Here is a 3,066-nt window from a genome sequence, read left to right on the forward strand (position 1 = left end):
TTCTCCTTTTCATTCTCTTGGATTTGCCCAGTTCTCCATTCTCTGGGTTACTTTTCCTGCTCTTTTCTGATTAGCTTAATCAACTTAGTCTAAACTCCAGTCAGGGCTTTGCCGCACTTTTAGTCAGGATCGGCTCTCCTTACTTTTCACGGGATCTTTAAAAGGCAGACCAGAAGAGACTTTCAGATAAAGGGTGCAGATGGGTTAAAGTAGTAAAATCAAGCAAAAGCAGGGAAGAAAATGATGAACTGTGGGACAAGAATTTTGCAAGTTGTGAATTAGGAGATGAGAGACTAAGCAACCGAGGGTACTCAATCGGCAAAAAAATAAGTCAAGGATTCGGGAAAGCGTTGTCCGAGATATTTAAGAGTGGCTCTGAGTTAAAAAGAGCTTATGAGTTTTCGCCAATCGGAAAACAGAATTTAGCAGGATCATAAAACCACACTGTGAAATGACCAGTGAAGCCGTGGAAGAACAAGAATTGGTGTTGTGTATAGGAGATACTACCTATTTAGATTATGGCAAAATTAAAGCCAAACGGGAAGGGTATGGACCAACGGGAAATGGTGGGAACGGATTAATTCTGCACAGTGCCTTAGCGATCGCCCCCGAACAAGGACAAGTAATCGGGTTGTTATGGCAAAAATTGTGGAACCGAGAAGCGAAAGCAAAGCCACCGCAAGATGAAACCGCAGCAGCGAAAAAGCAACGACTTGCCCTTGCCCGAAAGGCAGCCCGACAAAGGTTATTCAAAGATAAAGAGTCTTATCGATGGGTAGAAGCGCTGACCGAAGTCGAGCATCAAGTCAGTAGCAGCACCCATGTAATTCATATTTTCGACCGCGAAGGAGACATCACCGAAGTCTTTGACCAAGTACGACAACTGCAACATACAGGGGTATTAGTCAGAGCAGCCCACGACCGTAGTTTAGACCAAAATAGCGAACGGCTATGGCAAAAACTGGAGTCGCAACCCGTAAGATTTGAACAGGAAATCAAAGTACCAGAATCTGGTAAACGTAAAGCCCGTATCGCCAAATTAGCAGTACGATTTTCTATGGTTAATCTACGGGTTCCCTATCGTTTTGACAATCGTGACCCATTACCAGTTTATGCTGTCTATGCCACTGAAATCGATTGTCCTGAAGGTGAAACTCCTTTGGAGTGGATGCTTTTGACCACTGAAGTCGTGGAAGACTTAGAAACGGCCATTAAGATTTTACGTTGGTATACTTACCGTTGGCGGGTGGAAGATTTCCATAAAATCTTTAAGTCTGGCTGTCAGTGTGAGCGCTATCGACTTGCTGCTGAAGGGATGAAGACCTTGTTAGGCTTTTTAAGTGTCTGTGCCGTTGAACTTTTACAGGTTACTTATCTCCATCGCAATCAACCTGATGCTCCTGCCGTTGAGATTCTTTCTCCTCTCCAAATTCAGGTTTTAAAGGCTCGATTTCCTAAATCTCCTCCTGTTTTAACCGTTGCTTGGGCGATCGAATCCATTGCTTTCCTTGGCGGCTATCTTGAACATCGTCGTAAGTCTCCCATTGGTATTCAAGTTCTCTGGCGTGGTTGGTCTAATTTACGCGATCTTTGCCAAGGTTGGCTTCTTGCCCAAATTTATACTTAACGGGAAAAGTAAGAACCGTTGTCGATACTTAAGTTAAGTTACATCGATGGTAAGTACTATTCCCTTGGTAGTGGGGTGGTTTACAATCCTGCGGATGGTTATTTTGGGAATAAGTCTGGAGTTTAGACTAAGTTGATTAAGCTAATCAGAAAAAGAGCAGGAAAAAGTAACCCAGAGAATGGAGAACTGGGCAAATCCAAGAGAATGAAAAGGAGAATATTTAGGATTAGGAATTAAGGATGTCTTTGTTGACCTTTTTGGGACGAGAAGCGCGTTTTTGATGATAGGAAAGCGAGGATAAGGATCGCGCTTGCGCCCAGATTTCCAACCAAGAGACTTACCACGAGGTTTCGGAGAACAAGCAGGAGAGCCGATCCTGACTAAAAGTGCGGCAAAGCCCTGACTGGAGTTTAGACTAAGTTGATTAAGCTAATCAGAAAAAGAGCAGGAAAAAGTAACCCAGAGAATGGAGAACTGGGCAAATCCAAGAGAATGAAAAGGAGAATATTTAGGATTAGGAATTAAGGATGTCTTTGTTGACCTTTTTGGGACGAGAAGCGCGTTTTTTGATGATAGGAAAGCGAGGATAAGGATCGCGCTTGCGCCCAGATTTCCAACCAAGAGACTTACCACGAGGTTTCGGAGAACAAGCAGGAGAGCCGATCCTGACTAAAAGTGCGGCAAAGCCCTGAGCGACTCGACCAAAGGAGAGATTGGTTTGGGGTTTCTGCCAAGGTAAAGGACTATCAATAACCAGTTGACGGGCTAACCACAATTGCCAAGACAATAGAGGCATAAGATCGCTCCAACGCAAAGCCTGTTGAGGAGTCAACAAATGAGGCAGAGTCCAATGTAAACGTTGTTTGGCAAAGCGATTCCAATGGTCGATAGCAAAACGACGTAAGTACAAACGCCAAATCTGGACTAAAGATGGCATCTGTTCCCCACCCAAGCTAACCACAAACCAGAGCAATGGGGATGGGTGACTCGAATAACTTGGAAATTTCGTTGGGCAGCTTTTTTAAAGTGTAAATCAGACCATTGCTGGATTTGCACCTGTCCGACTGTCTCATCTTCTAAGCTAAAAGTTGCCGATGAGTCTCCCCAACTATCAGCATTGGCAAGTTGGAATTTATCACCATGCTTGCGAGGACGACCAGAGCCACTATAGGGTTCAGGTGCTTTGTATAAGCATCGGTTAGGACGTAGACGCAGCAATAAGTCTGCTGGGATATCCTCGGTCAAATTCATAAAGGCCGCACTACCATATTCACTGTCATAGGTGGCGATCGGTCTTACAGACAAGTCTCGACATACTTGCCTCAGTTGGAATGCACCTCTTTGGGCTGCTGTCTCAAAACTCTGATCCGCTCGTGACATAACGGAATTCGCCCCAACTCCCTTCATCTCTGGCCACCCACCCAAGGTACTGTAGTCAT

Annotated in this window: 2 protein-coding genes and 2 pseudogenes; 2 read left to right on the forward strand and 2 right to left on the reverse strand. The window is 44.7% G+C overall.

Annotation, left to right across the window (positions count from 1 at the left end):
- Positions 1 to 248: 248 nt before the first annotated feature.
- Positions 249 to 437 (forward strand): IS4/Tn5 family transposase DNA-binding protein, encoded by a 189-nt coding sequence (locus tag PSE7429_RS28050; RefSeq protein WP_071590178.1) that lies wholly within the window; start codon positions 249 to 251, stop codon positions 435 to 437.
- Between the two features lie 14 nt (positions 438 to 451).
- Complete coding sequence (locus PSE7429_RS19030; protein ID WP_009628962.1) at positions 452 to 1,627, forward strand: IS4 family transposase; 1,176 nt, start codon at positions 452 to 454, stop codon at positions 1,625 to 1,627.
- A 226-nt stretch (positions 1,628 to 1,853) separates the two neighbouring features.
- Here the strand turns inward: PSE7429_RS19030 and PSE7429_RS27810 are convergent.
- Together PSE7429_RS27810 and PSE7429_RS27815 are read right to left on the reverse strand one after the other, a co-directional pair.
- A pseudogene (locus tag PSE7429_RS27810) lies at positions 1,854 to 2,032 on the reverse strand (NF041680 family putative transposase); the annotation flags it as partial.
- A 109-nt stretch (positions 2,033 to 2,141) separates the two neighbouring features.
- Positions 2,142 to 3,066: pseudogene (locus tag PSE7429_RS27815) on the reverse strand (NF041680 family putative transposase); the annotation flags it as partial.

Origin of the sequence: Pseudanabaena biceps PCC 7429 (genome assembly GCF_000332215.1) — a bacterium.
Taxonomy (GTDB): Bacteria; Cyanobacteriota; Cyanobacteriia; order Pseudanabaenales; family Pseudanabaenaceae; genus Pseudanabaena; species Pseudanabaena biceps.

What these genes read in the sequence shown, in the direction of transcription:
- PSE7429_RS19030 (WP_009628962.1), top strand. Translation starts at nt 452, where the DNA reads ATGACCAGTGAAGCCGTGGAAGAACAAGAATTGGTGTTGTGTATAGGA.